A 22,189-nucleotide genomic window follows, 5' to 3' on the forward strand; every position below is an offset into this window, starting at 1 on the left:
CCGACATCCACGGAGGGATATCATGTCGAAGATCAAGTTCGTGCTGGCCACTACCGCTGCTATCGTCGCCTTCCCGATGCTGGCCCATGCGGCCACGCCGGAAAAGGGTATCACCAATCTGTCGGGCGTGGGCCAGGAAGCCATCGCCATGTATGGCAAGCTGCAGGGCCCCAAGGCGCTGGCCCTGGCGCCGGATGGTGCCGTCGGTTACGCCTCCGGCGTTGATGGCGCCGAAGCCCGCATTGCCGCCCTGTCCCGTTGCGCCGAAGTGACCCGCGAGACGTGCCGCATCGTGTCCGTTGACGGACAGGCGCTGGCGGGTGGCAGCACCCTGGGCGAACTGGCCCGCAGCCACACGGACGCCGGCGACCTGCGCGGCGAGGTTGTGGCGGATTACGAGAAGGCGGCCGGCGCCAAGGCCCTGGCCATGTCAGAGGATGGCGGCTTCGGCTGGGTCGTCCGTGACACCGAGGAGCAGGCCCGCGCCGATGCCCTGGTGCAGTGTGAAACCCAGGGGACGAATTGTTCCATCCAGGCCTCAACGGCCGGAACGTCGGTGCAGTAAGGCCATTCGGGCCTGACAATTGCGGGCCGGGCGGGGGGTATCCCGCCCGGCCCTGTTTATTTTTGCGTTCCCGCACGCTAAGCCTTCTTGCATGAACGGGACGACAGGTCCCGGACCGACAAACGAAGGGGACGGGCCATGCGGCGTATCGGTGTGATCGGGGCGGGGGCCTGGGGCACGGCACTGGCCATGGCGGCGGCACGCGCGGGCGCGGAAGTGATCCTGCAGGCGCGCGAGGCCGAGGTGGTGGAAAGCGTGAATACGCACCACGAGAACAGCCTGTTCCTGCCCGGCATTGCCCTGGACCCCGCCATCCGCGCCACGGACAGCCTGTCGGTGGCCGCCGATGCCGATGCCGTGCTGCTGGTCACCCCGGCACAGCATCTGCGCACGGCCTGCCGCGCGCTGAAGCCCGCCCTGCGGTCCGGTGCGCCAGTCGTCATCTGCGCCAAGGGGATCGAGATCGATACCGGCAGCCTGATGAGCGAGGCAGCCCAGGCGGAACTGGGCGACCAGCCGCTGGCCGTGCTGTCGGGGCCTACCTTCGCGGCGGAGGTGGCCAAGGGATTGCCCACGGCCGTCACGCTGGCCATCCAGGATGCGGCGCTGGGCCACCGTCTGCTGGCCGCGCTGGGCGGGCGCACCTTCCGGCCCTACCTGTCGGATGATCTGGTGGGTGCGCAGGTGGGCGGGGCCGTGAAGAATGTGCTGGCCATCGCCTGCGGTATCGTCCATGGCCGCAGCCTGGGCGACAATGCCCGTGCCGCCCTGATCACCCGGGGTCTGGCCGAGATCGCGCGGCTGGGCGCCCGGCTGGGCGCGCGGGCCGAAACGCTGATGGGCCTGTCGGGGCTGGGCGACCTGACGCTCACCTGCTCCTCCCTGCAATCGCGCAACATGTCGCTGGGCGCGGCCCTGGGCCAGGGCCGGACGCTGGAAGAAGTGCTGGGCGAGCGCCGGTCGGTGGCCGAAGGCGTCTACACGGCCCGCGCCGTCACCAAGCTGGCGGTGGCAAAGGGCGTAGACATGCCGTTGTGCCAGGCCGTGGATGCCCTGTTGAACCATGGCGCCGACCTGGACGCCATCATCGACGCCCTGATGACGCGGCCGTTCAAGACGGAGACGGTTTAGCCCCCGGAAGGTTTACGTGGGCTTGGCCGCCAGTCGGGCGGGGCCAGTTCGAACTGTGCGAATTCGAAGCCGGGAACCACGGTGCAGCCGACCAGGGTCCAGGCGCCAAGGCTGACCGCCGTCTGCCAATGGCCGGCGGGCACGATGATCTGGGGCCGGTGTCCGGCCGCCAGATCGCTGCCCAGATGATGGGCCGACGCGTCATGGCCGTTGGGCGACAGGGTCAGGACCAGCGGCGCCCCGGCATGGAAATGCCAGATCTCGTCGGCGTCCAGCACCCGGTGCCAATGCGAATATTCCCCCGCCTGCAGCAGGAAATAGATGGCGGTATGGGCCGCCCGCCCGCCATCGGCGGCCTTTGCGCGGAAGGTCTCCACATAATGGCCGCCTTCCGGGTGCGGTTTCATGCCCAGCAGGTCAATGATCTGCTGGGGCTTCAGGGTCGGGGGATACATGGCGCTCATTCCCGGGGCGGCAGGGTGGCCTGAAAGCTGGCGCGCCGCGCGGCGCCGTCGAACCAGCGGGCCAGTGTCGGCCGGCCGGTGCGCCAGGGTTCGTGGGCGAAGCGGAAATCCATATAGCCCATGGCCGAGAGGATGGCCAGACCGCCCACGTTCGGCTGGTCCGGGTCGGGCAGGTCGCCGGCTTCCACCTCCAGCCGGTCGAAGGCACGGGAGATGGCGGCGCGCTGCCGGCTGTCCCATTCGGCGGAGCGCAGGGCGGTGGGGCGCAGGGTTTCGACCCGGCGCAGCACGCCGGCATCACAGATCCCGTCGCCCAGCGCCTGCTGCCGCAGGGCCACCCAGCGTGCGGGGCCGGTGGCGGGGATCAGCTTGCGGCCTTCATGCAGGCTGTCCAGATATTCCACGATGACCGGACTGTCGAACAGCACCATGCCGTCATCGGTCAGCAGGGTCGGGATCTTGGACAGCGGATTCTCGCGCACGATGGGGCTGTCCGGGGACCAGACATCGGTGGGTGAAACCTCGATCCGGTCGGCCAAGCCGACCTCATGCGCGGCCATCAGAACCTTGCGCACGAAGGGGGATGTCTGGCTGTAACGCAGCTTCATGGGAATATCCGGGTTGGGGGTCGTGACGGCGGGGCGGGATCAGCCCCGAAACTCATCCTTCGCCTTGCGGATGGCGGCGAAGACGGTGGCAGGGGGCGCGCCGGTCATTCCGAAATGGGCGGCCAGGCCCGGATCGTCGGCGCGCAGGAAGGGGTTGGCGGCAATCTCATCCGACAGGCGCGAGGGAACCGTGGGCAGGCCCTTGGCCCGCAGGGCAGCCACCTCCTCGGCTCGTGCCTTCAGCGCGGCATTGTCCGGATCGATGGAGCGCGCGAAACGGGCATTGCTGGCCGTATATTCATGACCGCAATGGACACGCGTATCGCCGGGCAGGGCGCGCAGCGTCGACAGGCTGTCCCACATCTGGGCCGGTGTGCCTTCGAACAGCCGGCCGCAGCCGAGCGAGAACAGGGTGTCGCCGCTGAACAGCAGACGCGCCTCCTCAAAGAAGAAGGCGCAATGACCGCGCGTGTGGCCGGGCGTGTCAAAGACGCGGACCGTCTGGCTGCCCAGGGTGAAGATATCGCCCTCGCCATGGGTGGCGTCCATTTCGGGGATACGGTCGATCTCCGCCCGGGGGCCGATCAGCATGGCATGGCTGTCGGCGCGCAGGTCGGGGATGCCGCCAATATGATCGCCATGATGATGGGTGGCCAGGATATGGGTCAGCCGCCAGCCGCGTTCCGACAGAAAGGCCCGCACGGGCGCCGCCTCTCCGGGATCGACCACGATGGTCAGCCCATGGGCCGCGTCATGGATGATGTGGATGTAATTGTCGGTCAATGCCGGAACGACATGCACCTCGACCATGGGAGCGCCCTTTCTCATGTCCGTGCCGACAGGGTTTTCACGTCATAGGTTGGGATCATCCCATCCGCCGTCACCAGCAGCAAAGCCTCCATCCTGGCCTGCGCGATCAACATGCGGTCGAACGGGTCATTGTGGTGCGGGGGCAGGGCGGCGGCAGCCATGGCATGGGGCAGGGTAATGTCGAGAAGGATCAGCCGCTGTGCGGCCAGCGTGGAATGCAGCTCTTCCAGCGGAAAAACCAGCCGCCCGGCATTGACCTTGATCGCAATTTCCCAAGCGCTGGCAACGCTGAAATATAACTGATTCTGGTTGTCCGCCAATAATCCCCGTATGGTGGGTGATAGTCGTTCGGGATTGCCAGCGGTCCACAGTAAAATGTGGGTATCCAGCAACAACCTCATGGGTTTTCACCCCGAAAGGCCTTTGCGATATCCTCGGGCAGTGGATCGTCGAAATCTTCCCCGATCCAGATGCGGCCCGCCAACTGCCCGAATTGACGGGGACTGTGCGTTGACGTGGTCGCTTCGCCCCCTTCCGCCGGCGGCATCAGCCGGGCCACGGGGCGGCCGGCGCGATAGATGATGATCTCCTCCCCCGCCTCGGCCCGTTCGATCAGGCGGGTCAGGTTGCTGGCGACGTCGGCAAGGTTCACGCTGTCCATGGCCGGCCTCCGGGGGATGGGCGCTCTGTCCTCAGAGTGGGCAGTGCCGGGCGCGGCGTCAATGCTTGACGGGGCAAACGCAGGGTTCGTAGACAGGCCCGATCCGCAACCCGGTGGGGAAAGTGCTCATGCGTTCTGTCTGGCTTCTGGCCGCTGCCCTGTTTTTGACCATGCCGGCCGTCCGTGCGCAGGAGGCATTGCCCGCCTATCAGGTGGAGCGGACCAGCGTTCATACCGTCACGTCGGATCAGAGCGGCCGGACCTATGATCTCTATGTGAAGCTGCCGCCGGGTTATGCGGACCCGAAAAATGCCGGCAGGCGCTATGGCGTGCTGTACCTGACCGATGGGGATTATACGTTCCAGGTGGCGTCCGGCATCACGCGGCTGGCCCATAATCTGAAACGGCTGGAAGAATTCATCCTGGTCGGCCTGCCCACCGCCAAGGGGGAGGATGGGATGAACAGCCGTCGCCGTGACCTGACCCCCTGGACCGACCCGGACCTGTCCGGCGTATCGGGCGGGGCGCCCGCCTATCTGGATTTCCTGGTGAAGCAGGCGATGCCGCTGGTGGAAAAGACCTATCGCATCGATCCGGCCCGCCGCACCCTGGTGGGCCAGTCCTATGGCGGGCTGTTCGGCCTTTGGGTCCTGTTCACCCAGCCGCAGCATTTCAGCAGCTACATCCTGACCAGCCCGTCCATCTGGTACAAGGATTACGCCCTGCGGGGGCTGGAGGCGGATTACGCCAAGGCGCACAAGGATCTGAAGGCAAGGGTCTATATGACCGCTGGCTCGTTCGAGGCGGCGAAGCCTGGTGATGCCCGCTACAACAAGAACCGCGACATGGTGGCCGATCAGCAAGACATGGCCAAACGCCTGCGGGCGCGTAAATATCCGGGCCTGCAGGTGATGGCAGAGGTGTCACAGGGCACCTATCATGAAACCACTTTCCCCGTGGGCCTGATCCAGGGGCTGCAATGGCTGTATCCGGCGCCGTGAACCGGCGGCTTGAGCTTGCCTTATCTCGCTGGAGGCCGGCGACTGCCGGCCCGCCGCACGTGCGGCGTAAGCCCAGCCGCCGGATGGCGGCGCCCGGCGGCTGAGGGCGGGCTCAAAGTGTCACCGCCATGTTCCCGGAACCGGCCTTTCATGCGCCGAACCCGGCTTGTCGGCGGGGCCTGTTATTGATACCAACCGGCCCATGACTACGAAGCCCGTCAAGATCGCCCCGTCCATCCTGTCCGCCGACTTTGCCCGTCTGGGCGAGGAGGTGCGCGCCATTGACGCCGCCGGTGCGGATTACATCCATATCGACGTGATGGACGGGCATTTCGTGCCCAACATCACCATCGGCCCCGGTGTGGTGAAGGCGCTGCGCCCGCACACGGCGAAGGTCTTCGACGTGCATCTGATGATCGCACCCGTCGATAACTTCATCCAGGGTTTCGCCGATGCCGGTGCCGACATCATCAGCTTCCATCCCGAAGCCGGTCCGCACCCGCACCGGACCGTGCAACTGATCCGCTCGCTGGGCAAGAAGCCCGGCATCGTGCTGAACCCGCACACGCCCTTGTCGATGGTGGATTATCTGCTGGGCGACCTGGATCTGGTGCTGGTCATGTCGGTCAATCCCGGTTTCGGGGGGCAGAGCTTCATCACCTCGCAACTGGACAAGATCGCGGAGCTTCGCCGCCGCATCAACGCCGTGTCGGCGGCCCAGGGCGGACGACAGATCGACCTGGAGGTCGATGGCGGCGTCAATGTGGAGACGGCGAAGCAGTGCATCGCGGCCGGTGCCGATGTGCTGGTGGCTGGCACGGCCACCTTTGTCGGCGGCCCGTCGGCCTATGAAGCCAATATGCGCGCGCTGCGCGGCCAGAACGGTTGATGCGCCACATGGCCGGGGGCATGGCGCATAAAAGGTTCAATCCCGGTGCCGGCGGCTGGTATCGCGGAACCGGGTTGTACCAGATGATGGCCCTATCGGGGCCGGCGCCGCAGCAACTATCCCTGGTGCCGCCCGACCCCTGGCCCGGCGATGCCCATCATGGCCAGGAATTGCTGAACAACCGTTTCCGTTTTGCCGGCCAGATTTTTTTTGACGAGATGCCGCCCTGGCTGGAACCGACGGCGTCCGCTCCCTGGCTGGCCGAAATGCATGGTTTCGACTGGCTGCGCCATCTGCGCGCCACCGGGGGGGATGCCGCCCGGCGCCAGGCCCGTGTGCTGGTCAGCCACTGGCTGGACCTGTTCGGCAAGCGCTGGCATCCCGTGGCCTGGGCGCCCGATGTGCTGGCCACGCGCATCGCCGCCTGGATCGGCCAGCATGATTTTTTCCTGGCCAGCGCCGATGACCAGTTGCGCGCCCGTGTCTTCGACAGTCTGGCCCGTCAGGTGCGCTTTCTGGAACATACGGTTCCGGGCCGCCTGAAGGGGACCGCGCTGCTGGGCGCCATCAAGGGCATGGTTTATGGCGGCATCTGCCTGAACGGCCTGTCGCGGGTCACCGACCGTGCCCGCGCCCTGCTGAACCGGGAACTGCCCAGGCAGGTGCTGCCCGATGGCGGCCATGTCGAACATTCCCCGGCGGCCCAGTTGCTGGTGCTGCGCCACCTGATCGATATCCGCGGCTGTTATCGCGCGGGGCGGGAGGATGTGCCGGAGGCGGTACAGCACGCCATTGACCGCATGACCCCCACCCTGCGCTTCTTCCGCCATGGTGATGGTGGTCTGGCCCTGTTCAATGGCGCGCAGGAGGGGGAGGCGGTGTTGATCGACACCGTGCTGGGCCAGGCGGATGCCCGTGGCCGCCCCCTGAAATCCACCCCGCATATCGGGTTCGAACGTGTCACGGCGGGGCGGACCTGTCTGTTGATGGATGTCGGCGCGCCACCGGCGCCCGGGCTGGATGAACACGCCCATGCCGGCACCCTGTCGTTTGAGATGAGTGTGGGGCGCGAGCGGCTGGTGGTGAATTGCGGGGCGCATCCAGGCGACCAGGGTGTCTGGCGTCAGGCGCTGGCCGCCACGGCCGCCCATTCCACCCTGGCCATCGATGACACCAATTCAAGCGGCGTGAACGAGGAGGGGGGCCTGTCCCGCCGCCCGTCCAGGGTGCAGTGCCTGCGCCAGGACGGGGATGAGGGCACGCTGGTCGATGCCCATCATGACGGCTATTTTGACCGGGGCGGCATCGTCCATCATCGCCGCCTGTTCCTGGCCGAAAGCGGCGAGGATCTGCGTGGGCAGGACAAGCTGACCGGCACGCCGGGCCATGAATTCGCCGTGCGTTTCCACCTGCATCCCGGCGTGCGCGTGGCGACTCTGGAGGATGAGGCGGCCCTGCTGATGCGGCTGCCGTCCGGGGCCCTATGGAAATTCCGGGCCAGCGGTGCAGAGATCGAAACCGCCGACAGCATCTATCTGGGGCAGGGCGCCGATCCCCGGCCGACCACCCAGATCGTGCTGCGCGGCACCACCCAACTGGGGGATACCCTGGTCAAATGGGGCTTCCGCCGGGAAGGCAGCGACATCGATACCTGACGCGCGATCCGCGTCACCATCACCGCCGGGCCGGTCCACCAGGATCGGCCCGGTTCCTTTTGTTCCATGCAGCATCCGCCAGGGTACCGAACCATGAGCATCGATCTCGTCCCCATCCGCCGCGCCATCATCTCCGTCTCCGACAAGACGGGCCTGATCGATCTGGGCAAGGCACTGGCCGCGCGCGGCGTTCACATCCTGTCGACCGGCGGTTCGGCCAAGGCACTGGCCGATGCCGGCATCGCCGTGACGGAAGTGTCCGACCATACGGGCTTTCCGGAGATGATGGATGGCCGCGTCAAGACGCTGCATCCCAAGATCCATGGCGGCATCCTGGCGCGCCGTGATTTCCCGACCCATACCGGTGCCATGTCGGCCCATGACATTCCCGGCATCGATCTGGTGGTGGTGAACCTGTACCCGTTCGAGGCGACGGTGGCCAAGGGTGCGGATTTCGAGACCTGCATCGAGAATATTGATATCGGTGGCCCATCCCTGATCCGCGGTGCGGCCAAGAATCACGACTTCGTGGCCGTGGTCACCGATGCGTCGGACTATGCCGAGCTGCTGGCTCAGTTGGAGGCCAATGACGGGCAGACCACCCTGTCCTTCCGCCGCACCCTGGCTGCCAAGGCCTATGCCCGTACCGGTTCCTATGACGCCGCCATCTCCCGCTGGTTCGCCGGTCAGTTGGGCCAGGAATATCCCCAGCGCCTGACCTTCGGCGGGGAGTTGCGCCAGACCCTGCGTTACGGTGAGAACCCGCACCAGTCGGCGGCCTTCTACACGACCGGCGACAAGCGCCCCGGCATCGCCACCGCGACCCAGCTTCAGGGCAAGGAACTGTCCTATAACAACCTGAACGACACGGATGCGGCGTTCGAGCTGGTGTCGGAATTCGACCGTCCGGCCATCGCCATCATCAAGCATGCCAATCCCTGCGGCGTGGCCGAGGGGGATAACCTGCTGGACGCCTACACCCGCGCCTTGGCCTGTGACCCCGTTTCGGCCTTTGGCGGCATCATCGCCATGAACCGGACCCTGGACGCCGCCACTGCCGAGCAGATCGCCAAGCTTTTCGCCGAAGTGGTGATCGCGCCCGACGCGGACGAGGCGGCCAAGGCCTTCCTGGCGACCAAGAAGAACCTGCGCGTTCTGCTGACCGGTTCCATGCCGAACCCGGCCGAGCCCGGCCTGTTCGTGAAGTCGGTGGCCGGCGGTTATCTGGTGCAGACCCGCGACAATGGCCGCATTGCCCAGGCCGACCTGAAGGTCGTCACCAAGCGTGCCCCGACCGACGCCGAACTGGCCGATCTGCTGTTCGCTTTCCGCGTGGGCAAGCATGTGAAGTCGAACGCCATCGTCTATGCCAAGGCCGGGGCCACCGTCGGCATCGGCGCCGGTCAGATGAGCCGCGTTGACAGCAGCCGCATCGCCGCCTGGAAATCCGCCGACGCCGCCAAGGCCGCCGGTCTGGAAGAGGCGGGCACCCAGGGGTCCGTGGTTGCGTCCGACGCCTTCTTCCCGTTTGCCGATGGCCTGCTGGCCGCTGCCGACGCCGGTGTGACGGCGGTGATCCAGCCGGGCGGGTCGATGCGCGATGCGGAGGTGATCGCCGCCGCCGACGAGCGTGGGCTGGCCATGGTCTTCACCGGCATGCGCCATTTCCGGCATTAAGGTGCGGATGGGGCGGTCCGGTCGGGCCGCCCCTTCATCGGTGTGCGGTGCCTATTCCCGCTCCCGGATGCGGTAATGGAACGGCCTGGGCTGGGTCGCCTCGCGGTCGATCATGTCGCGCATCCGGTCCTCGGCCCCTGCGATCAGGTCGGGGATCAGGTCCGCTTCCGGCAGGTTCTTCCAGTATTTCTTGGGCATCTGCGACTGCATCGCCTGCACCTTCAACCGCGCCGGGTTGAAGATATGGGCGAAATAGGTGCGCCACAGATCGTCGGTATCGTCGATCAGGTTGGGCTTCTCCGACGGTTCGTCTGACAGGGTCAGTGTCTGCCCGTCCCACGCCGCCGAGCCTTTGGGGGTGGCGATGATCCAGTCCATGTCGGTGAAACGGCGCTGAAAAAAGCCGGCGGTGCGGCCGACGATGAAATTGTCCGGCTCGAACCAGGCGGCAAAGCGCCGGCGGCCATCACGCGGCGCCCCCATTTCCTTGAACCGGACAAAGGCCTTCATCTTGTGCGCATCGCGCCGGATGGCCTTTTCCAGCATCTCCGCCCGCGCCACATCGGGGTCGGACGGGATGGACAGCAGCGCCCGTTCCCCCTGCACGCGCCAGAGCAGCCGGTAAAGCAGGGCAAACCGCGCCGGGTCGCGGTGACAGATGACGGCATCGGCCAGGGTCAGGAAGGCGCTGGGCACCGTGGGGGCGGGCAGGGCCGGGTCGGCCGGGGGCAGCGGATCATCGGCCAGACCGAACAGATCGGCCCCGGCATCACGCACCTGCCATTCCACATTGCCCGGCCCCACCCCGGCCCGCAGCAGGGCGCGCGCCGCATCCCGCCATTCGGCCAGATCGCCGCGACCGCGCAAACACAGGCGGATCATCCGAACAGGCTCAATTGCTTGGGCTTGGGCGCAAAAAGCTCGCGCAGGTCGGTCCGGTCGGTCAGGCGCAGGGGCGACCAACCTTCAGCCATGATGAAGGGCCTGACCTTGCGCACCGACACGTGCAACCGTTCCAGATCGTCCAGCCGCAGCCGTTTATGCCGGCGGGCCGACAGGATGGAAGGCACCGATGTCGTGCCCAGCCCCGGCACGCGCAGCAGCATCTCCTTCTCCGCCCGGTTCACATCCACGGGAAACCGGTCGCGGTTGGCCAGCGCCCAGGCCAGTTTCGGATCGATATCCAGTTCCAGATTGCCATCGGCCCGCACCGACGTGATCTCGGCCACGTTGAATCCATAGAACCGGTAGAGCCAGTCCGCCTGATACAGACGATGTTCCCGCATCAGCGGCGGGCGCGACAAAGGCAGGGCGCTGGACGCATCGGGGATCGGGCTGAAGGCGGAATAATAGACGCGGCGCAGACGGAACCGGCTGTACAGATCGACGCTGGACCCCAGAATGGTGGCGTCAGTCGCGCCATCCACGCCCACGATCATCTGTGTGCTTTGCCCGCCCGGTGCGAAGCGTTGCCGCCGTTTCGTCTTCAATGTCGGTTCCTTCGCCGCCTCGATCTTCAGGGACAGATCGGACATGGACCGGCGGATGCGGGCCGGATGTTTTTGCGGCGCGAACTGTTCGATGCCCTGGTCGGTCGGCAGTTCGATATTGATCGACAGGCGGTCGGCATAAAGCCCCGCCTCCTCGATCAGTTGCGGTGACGCCTCCGGGATGGTCTTCAGATGGATATAGCCCCTGAAATTATGCAGGGTGCGCAAATCCTTGGCGACGCGGACAAGCTGTTCCATCGTGTAATCGGACGACCGGATGATGCCGGACGACAGGAACAGCCCCTCGATATAGTTGCGGCGATAGAATTCCAGGGTCAGCCAGACCACCTCCTCCGCCGAAAATCGCGCCCGTTCCACATTGCTGGATGACCGGTTCACGCAATAGACGCAGTCATAGAGGCAGAAATTGGTCAGCAGGATTTTAAGCAGGGAGATGCAGCGCCCGTCCGGTGCATAGGCGTGGCAGATGCCCATGCCCTCCGTCGATCCCAGCCCGCCGCTGGCCGACGAATCGCGCCGCTGCGTGCCGCTGGACGCACAGGACGCATCATATTTGGCGGCATCCGACAGGATGGCGAGGCGTTGTTTCAGCGATTTGGCCATAAGGGACCTGACAGGAGAATAGGATTTTGTTCATGATATGTTCCTGACGCGGCGCGTCAACAATGATGAGCTATCGCGCCCGCGATGGGTGACAAGGGGTCAGTCGGCGCCCCGGCGGGGAAAGGCGACAATGAAGCGTGTGCCCTGTCCGACCCGGCTGTCGACATCGATGCGCCCGCCCAGGCGCTGCGTCACCAGATTATAGACCAGATGCAGGCCCAGGCCGGTACCGCCGGCATCGCGCCGCGTGGTGAAAAACGGATCGAAGATGCGGGGCAGGGTGGCGGCATCGATGCCGTTGCCATCATCCATGACCGACAGTTCCACCCAGCCGGGCGTGCCGGATGCCGGGCGCAGCACGACACGGATGCGGCCCGCCCCCGCCCGGCCCATGAAGGCATGGGTCAGGGCGTTCATGACAAGGTTGGTGACGATCTGGGCAATGGCGCCGGGCGCGCTTTCCACCACCAGCCCCTCGGCCAGTTCCGGCTCCAGCCGGTGGGGCAGGCGGCGCAGTTGCGGCTGCAGGCTGCGCAGCACCTCACCCAGATAATCGCCCAGGTCGAAGCGGCGGACCTGATCGGTGGTCTGGTCCACGGCCACCTGCTTGAAACTATGCACCAGATCGGCGGCGCGTGTGATGTTGCCCAGGACGTAACCCATCGCCTCCGTCGCGGACGCCACATAATCCTGCAGGTCGTTGCGGCGCAGCGTCCCATCGCGCCAGGCGGCGGAAAACCGTTCCGTATCCTGGGCAAAGGCGGTGGCGGCCGTTACCGCCACGCCCAGCGGCGTATTGATCTCATGCGCCACCCCGGCCACCAGCCCGCCCAGCGCCGCCATCTTTTCCGCCTGGATCAGGTCGCGCTGTGTGGCGCGCAGCCGGTCCAGGGTGCGGGCCATCTCCTCCGCCGTCAGGCGCATGACGTCGATGCCCTGGCCCAGCCCCACCGCCATCCCATCGGGGTCGACCAGCACGAAACCACGATGCAGGGCATCGGGCTTGCGTTGCGCGATCAGGTTGTTCAGGTCGGACAGGCCTGTCTGCAGCGGCACCAGCAATGGCTGCCGGTCGGCCAGATGGGTGACGGGCCGCCTTGCATAAAGGTCGCGGCCATACCGCTGGGAAAAGTGCAGCAGGAAGGTGGCGCGGTCGGCCAGGGCCAGGGGCCTTCCGTCCGTGTCCAGCACGATGACGCCGGGCAGGTCGGGATCGGTCTGGAACAGTTCGGCCACGGCCCCGCAACTGGTCCGTTCCATCACGGATGGGGCCGGACGGCACAGCCGCGCCGCCGTCCAGGCTGCGTCTGCCGCAGCAAGGTCCATCGCCGGGGCCTCCCCTGTATGCCGGTCCAAAACCGCCCCCGTCTGCATGGAACTAAACCCGGAAGTCATGCCAGAAAGCCGTGAAGGATTTGTGAAGCCCCGGCGCGGGTCAGCCGCCCTTCATTACGGTCAGCGCCGCGTCCCAGTACGGTACCGGTCCGAACCGTCCCGCCAGAAAATCGACAAAGGCCCGGACCTTGGGGCTCAGATGGCGGTTGGCGGGATAGACGGCGTGGGCCGCCACGGGGCCGGGCAGCCAGGCATCCAGCACCGGGATCAGCCGCCCCGCCGCCAGCGCATCGCCGACAATGAAGGTGGGCAGCAGCACCAGCCCCTGGCCATGCAGGGCCGCCTCCCGCAACGCATCGCCGTTATTGGCGCGCAGCCGGCCCTTCAGCTTGATGTTCTGCGTTCCTTCCGATCCGGGGGCGGTGCGGAAGCTCCATTGATCAGGGGTCTGCACATTGGTGTAGATCAGGCAATCATGGTCGGCAACGTCGGCCGGCTTCTGCGGCGTGCCGCGCCGGGCCAGATAGTCCGGGCTGGCGCAGATGACGGCGCGCACCGGACACAGCCGGCGGGCCACCAGAGAACTGTCCTTCAACCGCCCCACGCGGACCGCCAGATCATACCCTTCCTCCACCAGATCGACGAACCGGTCGGACAGGTCCATATCGACCGTCACCTCCGGATACAGCGCCATGAAATCGGCGATGGCGCCGGACAGGTGGACAATGCCGAAGGACATGGGCGCCGCCAGTTTCAGCACACCGCGCGGTGCCGCATGCTGGCTGGCGACCGACTGTTCCGCCTCCTCCAGCGCCTCCAGCGCCTGGGTGACGCGGGCATAAAAGCCTTCGCCCACCTGGGTCAGGCTGATATGGCGGGTGGTGCGGTTGAACAGGCGGGCGCCCAGACGGGCCTCCAGTTCCCCGATGCGCCGGCTGGCGGCGGATTTCGACAGGCCCAGCTTGTCGGCGGCCTTGGTGAAGCTGCGCCCCTCCGCCACCAGCGTGAACAGCCGCAGATCCTCAAGCCGGTCCATTTTGTTCCCCGTCGATTATCCCACCCAGCGGGACAAAGCTGTTCGAAATTGTACCATTATCGGGAACGGCGCAACGGCCTATCTTCCTCTCAACAGCGCAACACACCGCACATTACGGAGAGCGAAATGAGCAAGGTTCTGGTCCTCTACTACTCCTCCTACGGCCATGTCGAGACGATGGCCAAGGCCGTTGCCGAGGGCGCGGCGTCGGTCGCCGGCACCGAAGTGGTGGTCAAGCGCGTGCCCGAGCTGATCCCCGATGAAGTGGCCAAGCGTTCCGGCATCAAGCTGGACCAGGACGCCGCCGTCGCCACCGTGGACGAGCTGCCGAACTATGACGCCATCGTCTTCGGCACCCCGACCCGCTTCGGCATGATGGCCAGCCAGATGCGCAACTTCCTGGACCAGACCGGCGGTCTGTGGGCCAAGGGTGCGCTGATCGGCAAGGTCGGCTCTGTCTTCGTGTCCACGGCCACCCAGCATGGCGGTCAGGAATCGACGCTGCTGTCCTTCCACACCACCCTGCTGCACCATGGCATGGTCGTCGCCGGCCTGCCCTACAGCTTCGGCGGTCAGACCCGCCTGGACGAAGTGACGGGCGGCAGCCCCTATGGCGCCACCACCATCGCCGGCGGCGACGGTTCCCGCCAGCCGTCGGAGAACGAGCTGGAGGGTGCGCGCTTCCAGGGTGCCCATGTTGCCCGCCTGGCGGCCAAGCTGTCGGCTTGATTGAGTGCTTGTTCCTCAAGCCGCCGGGCGCCACCGTCCGGCGGCTTGTCTCACGGCGCATGAGCGCCGGGCCGGCGGTCGCCGGCGTCCGAAGGTCATCACGGGATGACCTTCGGCCCATAATCCCATGACCCACGGTCCCCGTATCGCCGCCTTTCCGGGACGGTACGGGGAGCCATCAAGGAGACGTGTCATGATCGAACATCGCCCCTTCGCCGGCCTGGGCAAGGCCAACCATGGCTGGCTGCGCGCCAATTTCCACTTCAGCTTCGCCGGCTATCACAATCCGTCGCGGGTCCATTGGGGACCGCTGCGGGTGTGGAACGACGACACGATCGACAGCAATACCGGCTTCGACCCGCATCCCCATCAGGACATGGAAATCGTCACCTATGTCCGCAAGGGCGCCATCACGCACCAGGATTTCCTGGGCAATGAGGGCCGCACGGAAGCGGGTGATGTGCAGGTCATGTCGGCCGGTACCGGCATCGTGCATGCCGAATATAACCGCGAACCGGGTGAAACCACCCTGTTCCAGATCTGGATCATCCCCAACAAGCGTGGCGTGAAGCCGCGTTGGGAAGCCGCGAAATTCCCCAAGGGCACCGACGCCCAGGGTCAGTTGCGCGTGCTGGCCTCCGGCCGTGATCAGGACAAGGACTCAGGTGCGCTTTATGTTCACCAGGATGCCGCACTTTTGGGTGGAACATTGCCGGCCGGTACGGTGTTGACGCATCGGTTGGGTGATCGACTGGCCTATCTGGTCCCCGCCCGGGGCAAGGTGAAGGTCAACGGCCTGACCCTTGACGCCCGTGACGGCGCCGCGGTGAAGGATGAAGAGGTCCTGACCATCGAGGTGCTTGAAGAGGCCGAGCTGATCCTGGCCGATCTGCCGCGTGCGGCCTGATTGACAGGGTCTGACATGCCGGGGCCGGCCGCCCCCTCCCCCTGAAGGCCGGCTCCGGTCAAAAGGGCGGCGTCCTCCCCCCGGACGCCGCCCTTTTTGTTTGCGCAACGCGGTGCATGATTTCCGCATGCCGGGTCGGGTCATACCAATCTGCCGAGGTTTTGACGCTTGGCAGATTGGAGGCCGGCGACGGCCGGCCCGGCACCGCGTGGTGCCGAAAGCCAAGCCGCCGGATGGCGGCGCCCGGCGTCTGAGGAACACGCAATCTTCCTGGATTGGTCACGATCAAGGAAGATTGGTATCAGGCCGCCCCGACGATCCGGTCGAAAGCGTCCTTGACCCTCGTCGCCTTTTCCCTCAGCGCCGCCTCCACCACCTCGAACGCGGTGCCTTCGGGCAGATCGGGAAGGGCGGCGCGGGCCAGACCGGCCTTCAGGCCCGGCGGCGCCTTGGCGGCGTCGAATCCGCCCTCCACCGTCAGGCGCAGGAAGCCCTGCACGCGGCGCCAGGTCTTGTGCGCGTCGATCAGCACATTGGCGGTGGCCACATCGATAAAGCCGCTATCCCCCAGCCAGGCCAGCGCACCGGTCGTGTTGGGATCAATGATATCCGGCCGTTCCGGCGCGTGCAGCAGGGTCAGGTACTGGGCGATGAACTGGATATCGATCATGCCGCCCCGGACATATTTCACGGTCCAGATATCGTCCGTGCGGTGCTGCTGATCGATGCGGGTCCGCATGGACGCCACATCCTCGCGCAGCTTGGCGGGGTCGCGCGGGCGGGTCAGCACGGATTTGATTTCCCCGGCCAGCCTGGCGCGCAGGCTGTCGGGGCCGGTCACCGCGCGGGCACGCGTCAGGGCCATATGTTCCCAGGTCCACGCACTGTTACGCTGATATTTGGCGAAACCTTCGAAGCTGACGGCCAGCGGCCCGGCATTGCCGGACGGGCGCAAGCGCATATCCACTTCGTAAAGCTGCCCCTCTGCCGTGTGGGCCGTGATGGCATTGACCAGACGCTGGGTCAGCTTGATGAAATAATCGTTGGGGGACAGGGGTTTGGCCCCATCTGACTGCACAACGTCGTCCGGCACCTCATAGACCGTGATCAGGTCCAGGTCGGAACGAAGCGACAGCGACCGCGCCCCCAGCCGCCCCAGGCCCAGCACGGCCATGCCGGCATCGGGCAGGCGCCCATGGCGCTTGGCGAATTCATCCTCCACGGCGCGCTGCAGCCCCACCAGCGCCACCTCGGCCACATCGCTCAGAAAGGCGCCCAGCCGGTCGGCATCGCTGACATGGCGCAGGATATGGACGCCGGCGCGGAACCGGTGTTCGTTGGTCCAGCGCCGCGTGAGGTCCAGCACCTCCTCAAAATAATGCGCCCCGCCCACCAGTGCCTCGAACCCGGCCTCCAGCTCCTCCCGCCCCGGCAGGGTGCCGAAGAAGCCGGGCAGCAGCACGGCATCCAGCGCCTGCGGCTGCCGCGCCAACTGTTCGGCCAGACGCGGTGCGGTACCCATCACCTCCGCCACAAGGTCCAGCAGGTTGGGATTGGCATAGAACAGGCTGAACAACTGCACGCCCGCCGGCAGGCGCGACAGGAATTCATCGAATTTCAGGAAGGCCTGATCGGGATGGGCCGTGCGGCCAAAGGCGGCCAGCAGGGTGGGAACCAGTTCGGTCAGCAGCTCCCGCGCCCGCTGGCTGCGTGTGGCGCGGTAACGCCCATGGTGCCAGGCCCGGATCTGGCCCGCCACGGCCGACGGGTTCTGGTATCCCATCTCCCGCAGGGTGACCATCGTGTCGGGGTCATCCTCCGTGCCTGTGAAAACCAGGCTGCCGGAGCCGGACAGGGCCGGGCTTTCGGAGAAAAGATGGTCATAATGATCCTCCACGACCGTCAGCGTGGCCATCAGCCGGTCGCGGAACGCCTGCGTATCGGGAAAGCCCAGGAAGGCGGCGATGCGGTCCACGCCATCATCGGTCTTGGGCAATTGGTGGGTCTGTTGGTCATCCACCATCTGCACCCGGTGTTCCACGGTGCGCAGGAAGCGGTAGGCCTCCGACAAATCGTCCGCCACCTGCCGTTCAACGCGGTCGGACGCGACCAGGGCGTACAGCGTCTCCACGGTGCCGCAGGTGCGCAAGGACCGGTCGCGGCCGCCGAAGATCAATTGCTGGGTCTGGGCGAAGAATTCGATCTCCCGGATGCCGCCGCGCCCGATCTTGATATTGTGACCATTGACGGTCTTTTCGCGGTGGCCCTTGTGGGCGCCGATCTGGCGCTTGATGGAATGGATGTCCTGGATGGCCGCGAAATCCAGGTTCCGGCGCCAGATGAAGTGCCGGATGATGTCCATGAAGCCCTTGCCGGCCTCCAGATCGCCGGCCACTGGCCGGGCCTTGATCATGGCCGCCCGTTCCCAGTTCTGGCCCAGGCTGCTGTAGTAGGCTTCTGCCGCCGACACGCTGACAGCCACGGGCGTGGCGCCGGGGTCGGGGCGCAGGCGCAGGTCGGTGCGGAAGACATAGCCGTCGGCGGTGCGGTCATCCATGATGCGCACCATTTCGCGCGTCACCCGCACGAAATGTTTCGTCATCTCCCCATCCGGCACCTGCACGATGCCGTCATCATACAGCACGATCAGGTCGATATCGGAGGAGTAGTTCAGTTCGCGCGCGCCGAACTTGCCCATAGCCAGCACGATATAGCCGCTGCCCTTTTCCGGCTGCGCCGGATCGGGAACCTCCAGCTTGCCGCTGCTCACCGCCTGGCGCAGGGCGACGCGCACGGCCAGTTGCAGGGCCGCCTGCGCGAAGTCGGACAGGGCGCCCGTCACCTTTTCCAGCGGCCAATCCTGCGCCATGTCGGCCAGCCCGATCAGCAGGGCCGCGCGGCGCTTGGCGATGCGCAGGGCCTTCATCAGCCGGTCGGCGCTGGTTTCCGCGCCATGATCGCGCCACAGTGCCTGGACAAGGTCGTCGAAGGCGGCGTCAAAGCCGGTTTCCAGCAGGCGCCGGAAAAAACCCATCTCCCGCACCAGGGCCTGTCCCAGGAACGGGCTGTTGGCGAAAACCGCTTCCAGCACGCGCTTTCCGCTGGGGTCGGCGGCATAGGATCGTGCAAACGCGGCGAGATCGGGGTCACAGCCGGAACCTGTCGCTTCGTGCCAATGTTCCAGTCCGACGGCGGCACGTTGCGGATCGCCAAGGCGGGGAAGGGATTCTTGATTGAACATGGGGCGTCTACCGGGCTATCCCAAGCGTGCCGCGTTGGCGGGGGGCCAGACTGCCCATCGTCCGCGCATCAGGTCAAGCTGCCCGTAATGCCCGGCCAGGTCCGCCGGAGAACCGAGATCGATGTTGCGTCGCACTGCCCTTATCCTGCTTGAACTGGTCACCGGCCTGTTGCTGGTGGTATTGGCAGCGGGCGGGTACGCGGCGTTCCGGTTGACGCAGCAGGGACCGATCGCCATCGATTTCATCACCCCCTATCTGGTGCAGGAACTGTCGCGCGACGGACCGGTCCGGCTGGAGGTCGACCGCACGGAACTGGCCTGGGTCGGCTTTGGCACGCCCATCGACATCCGGGTGAAGGGGGTGGAGGCGCATGGCGCCACGGGTGCGCTGCTGGCCGCCGTTCCCGAAATGCGCCTGGGCCTGTCCGTGCCGGCCCTGCTGCGCGGTCGTGTGGCGCCGACGCGCATCGATCTGGTGGAACCCAGCCTTTACGCGGAACGCACCGCCGATGGGGGCTTTCGCCTGGATATCGGCGATGACAGTTCCGATCCGGAGGCCGGCGCCCGCATCCTGTCCGACCTGATTGAACAGATGCGCCGTCCGCCGGACCCGGAGGCCACCATGGGGGCCCTGCGTGACCTGCGCATCACCCGCGGCCGGCTGGTGGTCGCCAATCTGGCCACCGATACGAAATGGCAGGTGCCGCGCCTTGACCTGCGTCTGCGCCGCGATGTGCGCGGCGTGCGCGGGACGGCCGCCGCCGATATCGACATGGGTGGGCAGATCAACCAGATTTCGGCCGAAATCGTCTGGCGGGCCGAGGATGGTGGCATCACCCTCCGCAGTGAGATCGCCGACATCGTGCCGGCCGAATTCGCGGAGATCGCCCCCGTCTTGCACCCGCTGCGCGCCCTTGATGTGACGCTGGCCGGCACCATCATGCTGGAACTGAAATCCGACCTGACGCCCCAGAACCTCGTGCTGGGACTGACGGGCGGCAAGGGCCGGCTGTCGCTGCCCGACCAGTTGCCCGAACCGCTGGAATTCGACCATGTGGAACTGCATGGCACGCTGGATGATGCCGGGCGCCATCTGGAACTGACGCGCTTCAACCTGGACATGGCCGGGCCGACGGACCTGACCATCAGCGGCACGGCCCGCCAGCGGGAAAAGACCATCGAACTGGCCCTGACGACGGAGATCACGGGCCTGCCCATGGCGGACCTGCACCGGTACTGGCCCAAGGGTGTGAAGGACAATACCCGCGAATGGATGGTCCATAACCTGGCCGACGGCACCTTCGACCGCACGACCTTCCGGCTGGAAGGGTCGGGTCCCGTGGACGATCCCGGCAATTTCCATGTCGCCAAGATGCAGGGCGATTTTTCCCTGTCCGGTTTCACCGTTCATTACCGGCCGCCCCTGCCGCCCGTGACCAACGTGTCCGCCACCGCGACCTTCGACGGCAAAAGCTTCGATATCGACGTGAAGGAAGGGGCGCTGCTGGATATGAAGGCGGGGCCGGGCCGGATTCGCATTCTGGGCCTGGACACCGACAATAACCATCGCATCGATATCCGGGTGGCGCTGGAAGGGGCGCTTTCCTCGGCCCTGACCGTGCTGGACCACCCGCCGCTGGGCTATGCCGCCAAGGTCAATCTGGTGCCGGAGAAGGCGGCGGGGCAGGCCAGGGCGGAACTGCATTTCGCCTTCCCGCTGGTGGCGGCATTGACCATGGACATGGTGGAACTGGACGGCAAGGCCAGCCTGACCGGCGTCGCCGTGCCCGACATCGTGTCGGATATCGATGCGACCGACGGGGTGCTGGACCTGACGGTCACCGGCCATGACCTGCACATGACGGGCACGGCACAGCTCAATGGCGTGCCGTCGCAGGTGGAATGGGTGGAGAATTTCCCCGCCGACGCGCCCATCGGCACCCAGGTGCGGGTGCGCGGCCGGCTGGATGATGAACAGCGCCGCCGCTTCCGCCTGGATTTCCCGGACTGGCTGAACGGCCCGGCCGCTGTCGACATGGTCTATACCAGCGAGCGCACGGCCCAGGGGCGGCAGCAGACCATCCAGGCCGATCTCGACATCACCCCGTCGACCCTGCGCATCGATATGCTGAAATGGCGCAAGGAGCCGGGCAAGCCGGGCCAGGGCCGCGTCACCGCGCGGTTCAAGGATGGCAAGCCCGTGCTGATCCCCGCCTTCGTGGTGACGACGGAGGAGTTGAGCGCCGTCGGGTCGATGGAACTGCGCGAGGTGGATTACGGCCTGTCCCACCTGTTGCTGGACCAGTTCAAGCTGGGCAACAGCGATGCGCGCATCGATATCCGGGATACGGATGGCAAGGGCGGACTGGCCATCGATGTGCGCGGCGACAGTTTCGACGTGCGCCCGTTCCGCAGCCGCAACAAGGGTCCAGATGGCAAGGTGATCCCCCCCGACCCGGCGGAGGAGGCGGCGCCCAAGACCCCCTTGTCCATCTCCTTCGATCTGGGCCGCGCCATCATGGGCGATGATGGCCGGGAGATCAGGCAGGCCAAGGGCCGGATGGAACGTGACACGCGTATCTGGTACCGCACCGACCTTGACGCCGATGTAGGGGAGAAGGGCACCTTGCGTGTCCGTTATGCGCCCGACCCGGCCGATGCCCGTATCCTGACCCTGGTGGCGGAAACCGACGATGCCGGCGCCACGCTGCGCGGACTGGACGTGATCAGCCAGATCAAGGGGGGCAAGCTGACCCTGGCCGGACGGTCGATGACCGATGACCCCGGACAGGCCCTGGTGGGCAAGGCCGATCTGACCAATTATCAGGTGCAGGATGCGCCGGTCCTGGCCCGGCTGCTCTCCGCCGCGTCACCGCGTGGATTCGCCAACTTCATGTCGGGCCAGCCCATCGCCTTCTCCCGCCTGTCGGGTGACTGGCTGTGGCACAAGGATGGCATCACCCTGCGCGACATGCGCACATCGGGGTCACAGGTGGGCCTGACGCTGGAGGGCAATGTCGATATCAAGCGCAACGATGTGGCGCTGCAGGGCACGATCGTGCCCTTCACCACCGTCAACAAGCTGCTGGGCGTCATTCCCCTGTTGGGTGACCTGCTGGTCGGTGGGGAAGGGCAGGGGCTGTTCGCGGCCACCTACAAGGTGAAGGGACCGACGGACAACCTGGATGTCAGTGTCAACCCGCTGGCGGTTCTGGCGCCGGGCTTCCTGCGCAACCTGTTCTTCCTGCCACAGCCGGCGGGGGAGGATATGCCCAAGGAGGCAAAGCCCTGATCCGGCGGCACAAATGGCCATCCCGCCGGACAGTTTTCCCGCGCGCAGGGGCCGGCGGCGGGTGGCTCCCGCGG

General features: G+C 66.2%; 19 protein-coding genes. 9 read left to right on the forward strand and 10 right to left on the reverse strand.

The window, feature by feature from the left end; translation table 11 throughout:
* The first annotated feature begins 22 nt into the window (after nt 1-22).
* Both KBA48_RS13205 and KBA48_RS13210 read left to right on the forward strand, forming a co-directional pair.
* On the forward strand, nt 23-565 hold the full coding sequence (locus KBA48_RS13205; protein ID WP_292907031.1) for a hypothetical protein: 543 nt from the start codon (nt 23-25) through the stop codon (nt 563-565).
* Between the two features lie 138 nt (nt 566-703).
* Nucleotides 704-1,696: an NAD(P)H-dependent glycerol-3-phosphate dehydrogenase gene (locus tag KBA48_RS13210; protein WP_292907033.1), complete on the forward strand. Its 993-nt coding sequence runs from the start codon at nt 704-706 to the stop codon at nt 1,694-1,696.
* On the opposite strand, the gene KBA48_RS13215 is transcribed toward KBA48_RS13210, so the two are convergent.
* Genes KBA48_RS13215 through KBA48_RS13235 form a run of 5 tightly spaced genes read right to left on the reverse strand, consistent with a single transcriptional unit; the run spans nt 1,693 to nt 4,239 of the window.
* Nucleotides 1,693-2,151 (reverse strand): cupin domain-containing protein, encoded by a 459-nt coding sequence (locus KBA48_RS13215; protein WP_292907035.1) that lies wholly within the window; start codon nt 2,149-2,151, stop codon nt 1,693-1,695. The genes KBA48_RS13210 and KBA48_RS13215 overlap by 4 nt on opposite strands.
* A gap of 5 nt (nt 2,152-2,156) precedes the next feature.
* Nucleotides 2,157-2,768, reverse strand: coding sequence for a glutathione S-transferase N-terminal domain-containing protein (locus KBA48_RS13220; protein WP_292907037.1), 612 nt, complete (start codon nt 2,766-2,768; stop codon nt 2,157-2,159).
* Between the two features lie 39 nt (nt 2,769-2,807).
* A complete protein-coding gene (gene gloB / locus KBA48_RS13225) occupies nt 2,808-3,596 on the reverse strand; it encodes a hydroxyacylglutathione hydrolase (protein WP_292907039.1) in 789 nt (262 codons plus the stop codon).
* The gene (locus KBA48_RS13230; RefSeq protein WP_292907041.1) at nt 3,593-3,979 is read right to left on the reverse strand and encodes a type II toxin-antitoxin system VapC family toxin; all 387 of its coding nucleotides are present in this window, start codon (nt 3,977-3,979) and stop codon (nt 3,593-3,595) included. Before KBA48_RS13230 ends, gloB begins: the two co-directional genes overlap by 4 nt.
* The gene (locus KBA48_RS13235) at nt 3,976-4,239 is read right to left on the reverse strand and encodes a type II toxin-antitoxin system Phd/YefM family antitoxin (protein ID WP_292907043.1); all 264 of its coding nucleotides are present in this window, start codon (nt 4,237-4,239) and stop codon (nt 3,976-3,978) included. Before KBA48_RS13235 ends, KBA48_RS13230 begins: the two co-directional genes overlap by 4 nt.
* Nucleotides 4,240-4,367: 128 nt before the next feature.
* On the opposite strand from KBA48_RS13235, the gene KBA48_RS13240 reads away from it, so the two are divergent.
* The 4 genes from KBA48_RS13240 to purH all read left to right on the forward strand — a co-directional run bounded on the left by KBA48_RS13240 (nt 4,368) and on the right by purH (nt 9,461).
* Nucleotides 4,368-5,240 (forward strand): alpha/beta hydrolase-fold protein, encoded by an 873-nt coding sequence (locus KBA48_RS13240; RefSeq protein WP_292907045.1) that lies wholly within the window; start codon nt 4,368-4,370, stop codon nt 5,238-5,240.
* A 202-nt stretch (nt 5,241-5,442) separates the two neighbouring features.
* Nucleotides 5,443-6,129 carry a ribulose-phosphate 3-epimerase gene (gene rpe, locus KBA48_RS13245; protein WP_292907047.1) on the forward strand — a complete coding sequence of 229 codons (687 nt, stop codon included), beginning with the start codon at nt 5,443-5,445 and terminating at the stop codon, nt 6,127-6,129.
* A 20-nt stretch (nt 6,130-6,149) separates the two neighbouring features.
* Entirely contained in the window at nt 6,150-7,784 is a 1,635-nt protein-coding gene (locus KBA48_RS13250; RefSeq protein WP_292907049.1) for a heparinase II/III family protein, read from the forward strand.
* Between the two features lie 93 nt (nt 7,785-7,877).
* Complete coding sequence (gene purH / locus KBA48_RS13255; protein WP_292907051.1) at nt 7,878-9,461, forward strand: bifunctional phosphoribosylaminoimidazolecarboxamide formyltransferase/IMP cyclohydrolase; 1,584 nt, start codon at nt 7,878-7,880, stop codon at nt 9,459-9,461.
* A gap of 51 nt (nt 9,462-9,512) precedes the next feature.
* Here the strand turns inward: purH and KBA48_RS13260 are convergent, their stop codons facing one another.
* The 4 genes from KBA48_RS13260 to KBA48_RS13275 form a co-directional block, all read right to left on the reverse strand.
* Complete coding sequence (locus KBA48_RS13260) at nt 9,513-10,343, reverse strand: TIGR03915 family putative DNA repair protein (RefSeq protein WP_292907053.1); 831 nt, start codon at nt 10,341-10,343, stop codon at nt 9,513-9,515.
* Nucleotides 10,340-11,575 (reverse strand): putative DNA modification/repair radical SAM protein, encoded by a 1,236-nt coding sequence (locus tag KBA48_RS13265; protein WP_292907055.1) that lies wholly within the window; start codon nt 11,573-11,575, stop codon nt 10,340-10,342. The genes KBA48_RS13260 and KBA48_RS13265 overlap by 4 nt, the downstream gene beginning before the upstream one ends.
* Before the next feature lie 99 nt (nt 11,576-11,674).
* Complete coding sequence (locus tag KBA48_RS13270) at nt 11,675-12,901, reverse strand: sensor histidine kinase (protein ID WP_292907057.1); 1,227 nt, start codon at nt 12,899-12,901, stop codon at nt 11,675-11,677.
* Nucleotides 12,902-13,010: 109 nt separating this feature from the next.
* On the reverse strand, nt 13,011-13,946 hold the full coding sequence (locus tag KBA48_RS13275; RefSeq protein WP_292907059.1) for a LysR family transcriptional regulator: 936 nt from the start codon (nt 13,944-13,946) through the stop codon (nt 13,011-13,013).
* Nucleotides 13,947-14,072: 126 nt separating this feature from the next.
* Between KBA48_RS13275 and wrbA the strand changes: the two genes are divergently transcribed.
* Both wrbA and KBA48_RS13285 read left to right on the forward strand, forming a co-directional pair.
* On the forward strand, nt 14,073-14,675 hold the full coding sequence (gene wrbA, locus KBA48_RS13280; RefSeq protein ID WP_292907061.1) for an NAD(P)H:quinone oxidoreductase: 603 nt from the start codon (nt 14,073-14,075) through the stop codon (nt 14,673-14,675).
* A gap of 193 nt (nt 14,676-14,868) precedes the next feature.
* On the forward strand, nt 14,869-15,582 hold the full coding sequence (locus KBA48_RS13285) for a pirin family protein (protein ID WP_292907063.1): 714 nt from the start codon (nt 14,869-14,871) through the stop codon (nt 15,580-15,582).
* Between the two features lie 301 nt (nt 15,583-15,883).
* On the opposite strand, the gene KBA48_RS13290 is transcribed toward KBA48_RS13285, so the two are convergent.
* Nucleotides 15,884-18,823, reverse strand: a complete 2,940-nt coding sequence (locus tag KBA48_RS13290) for a bifunctional [glutamine synthetase] adenylyltransferase/[glutamine synthetase]-adenylyl-L-tyrosine phosphorylase (protein ID WP_292907065.1) — start codon at nt 18,821-18,823, stop codon at nt 15,884-15,886.
* Nucleotides 18,824-18,944: 121 nt separating this feature from the next.
* Here KBA48_RS13290 and KBA48_RS13295 point away from each other — a divergent pair, with 121 nt between their 5' ends.
* The gene (locus tag KBA48_RS13295; protein ID WP_292907067.1) at nt 18,945-22,115 is read left to right on the forward strand and encodes a DUF3971 domain-containing protein; all 3,171 of its coding nucleotides are present in this window, start codon (nt 18,945-18,947) and stop codon (nt 22,113-22,115) included.
* Nucleotides 22,116-22,189: the final 74 nt, after the last annotated feature.

Origin of the sequence: Niveispirillum sp. (assembly GCF_017996735.1) — a bacterium.
Taxonomy (GTDB): domain Bacteria; phylum Pseudomonadota; class Alphaproteobacteria; order Azospirillales; family Azospirillaceae; genus Niveispirillum.